Consider the following 6636-nt stretch of genomic DNA (forward strand, 5'->3'; position numbering starts at 1 on the left):
TGGTCATCTCCTCCGCTCTGATTTCCTTTACGCTAAATCAATAAATACACTAATGGCGTCGCGATGATTAATGTGAGAATGACCCTTTCAATCCATATAATGATCAAGGTTGGAATGGAAAGAGGAATTTCAGTTGACACAATACACGGGACGAGTGCTGAGAAGAAGACAATCGCTGAGACAGAAACAATAGCAACAATGATCTTCACTTCAAGAACAGCTTTTGTCACCAAAAGAGCGGGCAGAAACATTTCAGCAATGCTGAGCGCACTAGCTTTTGCTACAAGCATCGGTTCAGGCAACTGCAGAGCCGCTGTAAAAGGATAGAAAATGTAGCCGATCCAGTCGAATACGGGTGTATATTCGGCCAACACCAATCCTAATAACCCGATTGATAATATAGATGGAAGAATAGCCATGGCCATAAGCAAACCGTCTTTAATATTTAACCAAATGTTATCAAGAAGCCGCGGAGAGTTAGCTGCTGTTTCTTTCGCTTCTTCCCAAGCTGCCGCCAACAAATTTCCTTTCACTTCTGCTTCTGGCTGCGGGGTAGAACCTTCATAATACTCTTCTTTAATTTTAGATAATGGCCAAATGCGCACAGTTATAGCGGTGACAAGAAAAGTAACAAAGAAAGTCAGCCAAAAATAAGTATTCCACATATCCATTAGTCCTAATGTTTTCGCGACAATCACCATAAATGTCGCTGAAACAGTAGAAAATCCAGTTGCAATGATGCTAGCTTCTTTCGCGTTATATTTTCCTTCTTTATAAATCCGGTTGGTGATTAATAGACCGACAGAATAGCTTCCGACAAATGAGGCGACCGCATCAATAGCCGAGCGGCCCGGAGTCTTCCAGATGGGACGCATAATCGGCCTCGTCAAAACGCCAATATATTCAAGCAAACCGTATCCTACGAGCAACGCAAGAAACACTGCGCCAATCGGCACAAGCAGCCCAACAGGGATAACGAGCTTGTTAAACAAAAACGGGCCCATGTTCGGATCAAACAACCAGGCAGGCCCTCTATTAAAAACGAGCATCACCCCGACCGCTAAACCAAGTACTTTGAAAATTGAAAAAATAATATTTACAGTTGATTGCTTCCATATTCCTGATACAAATGGGTAAAGAGCGCCGGCCGCAATGATCAACAAGGCATAGTAAGGCAAAAATGGCCCTGCGTATAATTGAATATAGGACACAATATGATCAAGGATAATCGATTTTTTGTCTCCAACCGTGATCGGTACGAAAAAAATGAAACCACCAATAAAGCTGTAAACGAAAAACTTCCACATTTGTGATGGAACTGCTTTTCTATCAGGTGCCGACTTCTCTTGTATATGTTGTTTTGCCTCCATCCTATCCTCTTCCTTTCTTTTCTGAAAGTAAAAATAAATCCTCCATCTCTCCGCTAACAATAAATTGCAGCCATATACGCATCCCACTTTTTACTATTTTAGCTACATGAGAAACTAAGAGAGAACAATCTTGCCGTTTGTAAACGCCTTCATTTTTTTATCCTTTCAAGTTGTTATATTCATTTTATAAGCAAAATTAAAAATATTTAATTATTATTTAGTGATAATTTTATGTTTAATTTAGAATTATTTTTCTTTTTTATATATTATTATAAATAGTCCCATTGTTTTATCGTTTTTTAAAATAAATGATACTATTTTGTATAACTTTTTGTCATCATTCAAGGCGATGTGCATATTTCGGTGATTTCCGTTCAAAAAGCTATTGCAGACGTGCATAAACTTCAATACAATACGTCTCATTTACATTCAGTTAAACCAAAATTACAGTCGGTTGGTGCTGGTTTATAGACATTTCTCAGTTGTTGAAACGAAAGCCGCCAGCTTAATCACGTTAAGTTTGGCGGCTTTATAGCGATACCTGTTACTCCACTTTCTGTTGAGGTACTGAAGCTTCTTGATTCTGTTTAAACTCATTCACCCAATAATCGGCATTTTTTATCCCCAATGCTTCAGGATCGAATATCGGATCGAGTCCTTGTTTCTTCTGTGCTTCGTAGTCTTTCAAAGCGATTAATGCCGGTTTCGCTAGAAGCAGGATGGCTACAATGTTGATCCATACCGTCACACCGAGCCCGACATCCCCTAGCGCCCATGCTAATGTGGATTCGTTGGTCGCGCCGTAAAATGTGGCAGCTAGAAGGCCGATCTTCAATAAAAGCACGGCCCACGGTCTCCGTTTATAGCGGGTTAAGTAAGCGATATTTGTTTCTGCAATGTAGTAGTACGCCATGATCGTTGTAATAGCGAAGAAGAAAAGAGCAATTGCCACAAATCCCGAACCGAAACCTGGGAACACACTGTCAATGGCCGCCTGCGTGTATCCAGGTCCTGCTTCGACCCCTTTTAAATTATTGACGATAAATGTACCGTCTGCCGCCACTGTGTTGTACATGCCCGTGATCAAAATCATGAACGCTGTAGCAGAACAAACAAATAATGTATCAATGTAGACGGAGAATGCCTGAACTAATCCCTGCTTAGCCGGATGAGTGACTTCTGCGGCCGCCGCAGAATGGGCACCTGTTCCTTGTCCTGCTTCATTGGAATACATGCCGCGTTTTACTCCCCAGGAAATAGCCATCCCGATGATCCCGCCAAAAGCCGAATCCATGGCAAATGCGCTGCGGAAAATAAGAGACAGCACGACCGGAAGTTCTGAAAGATTCATAGCTATAATGACAAGCGACAAAAGAATGTATCCTAATGCCATAAAAGGAACAACGATCATTGCCGCGTTGGCAATCCGCTTTGTGCCGCCAAAAATAACAAACCCAAGCATAAGAATAATTCCCAAACCAATAAGAGCCTTATCAATGCCAAACGCATTGTTTAACCCGAGTGCAATTGAATTTGACTGCACGCCTGGCATCAAAATCGCGATACCAATAATAGCCGCAAATGCATACAACACCGCAAACCATTTCCATCCGAGTCCTTTTTCAATGTAATACGCCGGGCCGCCTCGATATTGGCCGTCCTGTTTCACTTTGTAAATTTGAGCAAGTGTTGATTCGATAAACGCGCTGGATGCACCGATAAAAGCGATGACCCACATCCAGAAAACAGCGCCCGGACCACCGAATGCGATTGCTGTCGCTACACCTGCGATATTCCCGGTTCCCACGCGGCCGGAAAGCGCCATCGATAAAGCCTGGAAGGAAGAAACCCCCGCGTCTGAACTTCTCCCCTGAAATAAAAGCGAGATCATTTCTTTAAAGTGCCTGACTTGTAAGAAACGGGTCATTACCGTAAATAAAACACTGACACCTAACAAGATATAAATAATTGGGTTACTCCATAAAATACCATTCAAAAACGAAACGAACTGTTCCAAAAAACCCCTCCTCAAACATTATAGAAAACTTAATCATAACAACTACCCTATAATTGGATGCGCTTTCAATTTAGTGCAAAAAAAGTGAAAAGATGAGGCAGAATAATTCCTACCTCTAACTTTCTTCCCTGCCCCATACTAGTGTAAATATGGCTATGTCTAGCACGCTTCTTACTGCTTACCTATTGTAACAGCTTGCAACTCTTTGCTCCACATCTCTTTTTTTATCGCGCCGGCCAAGTTTTCAATATCTTCTGAGAAGATCCGGTCTTCTGTAATCACTGGTACAGATGCTCTGATGCGCTTATGAAGATTTTTTGAAAAAGGAGATAACTTCTCTGTTCCCCGGATATCAGCTGCCTGAGCTGAGCAGATTGCTTCGATTGCCAGCACGCGGCGTGTATTTTGAACAATATCATATGCGTGGCGCGCAGCTGTTGTTCCCATGCTGACGTGGTCTTCCTGATTTGCAGAAGATGGAATCGAGTCAACGCTTGATGGATGGGCCAGCGTTTTGTTTTCTGACACTAGCGAAGCTGCTACATATTGGATGATCATCAATCCTGATTCAAGTCCTGGATTCGGGCTTAAGAACGCCGGCAGATCATTTAGCTGCGGATTGACTAAACGCTCGATCCGTCTTTCCGAGATGCTGGCAACTTCTGCTACTGCGATGCCAAGGAAGTCCATCGCAAAAGCAATGGGCTGCCCATGGAAATTCCCGCCTGAAATCACTTTGCCGCTATCCGAGAAAATCAGCGGATTATCTGTCGCTGAGTTGATTTCAATCAACAGCTTTTCTCTCACATAATTCAATACTTGCTGAACAGCTCCGTGTACTTGTGGAATGCAGCGGAGAGAATATGCATCCTGAACACGAATATCCCCTTGAGTTGTTGTCAGCTGGCTGCCTTCCACATAAGAAAGGATGCGGCCCGCTACTTGCTGCTGTTCAGGATATGGTCTCACTTGATGGGATTCTGGCATAAATGCATCTATAATCCCTTGAAGCCCTTCAAGTGTCATAGCAGCAACACCATCCGCGAGATCCGCTAAATCTTGTGCTTCCAAGTATGAGATGACGCCGACAGCTGTCATTGCTTGTGTGCCATTGATCAAGGCAAGGCCTTCTTTTGCTTGTAACCGGATCGGCTGCAGACCCGCACGCTTCAACGCTTCGGCTCCCGTCATTTTTTCTCCTTTATAGATGGCATGACCTTCTCCAACGAGGACAAGCGCTAAATGAGCGAGCGGGGCCAAGTCTCCGCTGGCGCCAAGCGACCCCTGACTCGGGATAACTGGATGGATGCCGTTATTTAAACAGTCCACGAGCAATTGCAGCGTTTCTTCACGAACGCCGGAGTACCCTTTTGCGAGCGCATTTGCTCTTAGAAGAAGCATGACCCGGCCAACACTTTCAGGGAACGCTTCACCTGTCGCACACGCATGGCTGCGAATTAAATTGATTTGTAGTTTTTCCACATCTTCAGGTGAGATTAACGTGTCACTGAATTTACCAAAACCCGTATTCACTCCGTATATCACATTGCCTTCCGCCATAAGCTTTTCAATGACCGCTCTGCTTTCTTCCACTTTTCTCCATGACTCTTTTCTGATTTCTACCGAAGCTTCCTCGTAAAGAATTTGACCAATTTCCTCAAGTGTTAATGTGTTGCCGTCTAATGTAATAACCATGATTTTCTCTCCCTTTTTCAAAAATTGTATTAAATATATTTTCTAGGTAAAAATAACCAAAATAAAAGAGGGCTGCACAAAGAAAGGTTCTTTATGCAGCCCCCTATCGACTAATAAACTCTGGGCTTATTATGATTCAATTAATTAATTAAAATAAACAATCTGCTAATTTATGCACTAATCTCTAATAATCCACTAATAACTAAAAAGATACGCCTAGCGTTTCCTTGTTAAAACTCATTCAAAAGTCTTTCTTTATTCCACGGCCACGCGGGTGCCTGAAGCCACTGACCCGTCAAGTTGACTCACGACCTGAACGCCTTTTTTCCACACGGAATGAACGTGATTCACACCAAATAAATATTGCAATTCCTGATAGTTTTTCACGTCCCATAATACAATGTCTGCTTGTTTGCCGACTTCCAACGATCCCACTTTGTCCTGACGGTTGACCGCACAAGCCGCATTGTATGTTGCGGCGGTTAACGCTTCTGCTGGTGTTAACCTCATAGAGATACAAGCTAGATTCATGACGAGCGGCATCGATGTCGTTGGCGATGAGCCCGGGTTGCAGTCCGTTGAAATGGCTACAGGCACACCTGCATCAATCATTTTTCTTCCCTGTGCTGCTTCTTCACGTAAATACAGGGCTGTCGCTGGAAGCAGGCAAGCAATCGTTCCTGCTTTCGCCATCGCTTGAATGCCTTCGTCGGAAGCTTTCAATAAATGCTCGGCTGAAATAGCTCCCGTTTTGGCTGCCAGTTCTGCTCCGCCGTAAGGTTCAATCTCGTCGGCATGAATTTTAGGAATCAATCCGTACTCTTTTCCTGCTTCTAAAATTCTCTCGGACTGTTCCGGTGTAAACACGCCTTTTTCACAAAAAACATCATTAAATTCCGCTAACTTTTCTTTAGCAACGACTGGCAGCATGTCATGAATTAAATGATCAACAAATTCATCTTCCCGTCCCTTGAATTCCGGCGGGACGGCGTGAGCACCCATGAAAGTAGGAACAAGATCAATGGCGTGTTGATGTTGCAGCTCTTTCATCACCCGCAATTGTCTCAGTTCAGTTTCTAGATTCATGCCATAGCCGCTTTTTCCTTCTACCGTTGTCACACCGTGGGCTAAAAATGAATCGAGGCGGCGAGTCGTTTGTTCGATCAACTCTTCATCTGTTGCCTCCCGCGTCATGCGGGTGGTGGCATGAATGCCACCGCCTCCGTTCATAATATCCATGTACGTCGCACCTTCAAGACGCATTTCAAATTCACGTTCACGGCTTCCCCCGTAGACAACATGCGTATGAGGATCCACAAGGCCCGGTGTGACTAAATGACCAGAAGCATCGATCACTTCTGCTTGATCCAATTTTTCGGCATAACGCTTTTCTAACTCTTTCGTTGTACCAACAGCTTGAATCTTTCCGTCCTCTATCCACAAGCTGCCGTCTTCAATCAAGCCAAGCTCAGACGCCGCTTCTTTAGAACGGGGCCCTTTTGTCTCCGCAGCTAATGTCGCCAGCTGGGCTGCATGTTTGATCCAAATTGGTTT

General features: G+C 43.9%; 4 protein-coding genes. All 4 read right to left on the bottom strand.

Annotation, left to right across the window (positions count from 1 at the left end; genetic code table 11):
• Window positions 1–32 precede the first annotated feature (32 nt).
• Window positions 33–1370 (bottom strand): YjiH family protein, encoded by a 1338-nt coding sequence (locus tag F9802_RS19150; protein ID WP_152154698.1) that lies wholly within the window; start codon window positions 1368–1370, stop codon window positions 33–35.
• A gap of 544 nt (window positions 1371–1914) precedes the next feature.
• Window positions 1915–3387: an alanine/glycine:cation symporter family protein gene (locus F9802_RS19155; protein ID WP_152154699.1), complete on the bottom strand. Its 1473-nt coding sequence runs from the start codon at window positions 3385–3387 to the stop codon at window positions 1915–1917.
• Window positions 3388–3558: 171 nt separating this feature from the next.
• Entirely contained in the window at window positions 3559–5082 is a 1524-nt protein-coding gene (hutH, locus tag F9802_RS19160) for a histidine ammonia-lyase (protein WP_152154700.1), read from the bottom strand.
• A 255-nt stretch (window positions 5083–5337) separates the two neighbouring features.
• The coding region (hutI, locus tag F9802_RS19165) for an imidazolonepropionase (protein ID WP_152154701.1) at window positions 5338–6636 on the bottom strand (1299 nt) is incomplete at its 5' end.

Source organism: Bacillus aerolatus (genome assembly GCF_009183655.1).
Taxonomy (GTDB): Bacteria; Bacillota; Bacilli; order Bacillales; family Domibacillaceae; genus Pseudobacillus; species Pseudobacillus aerolatus.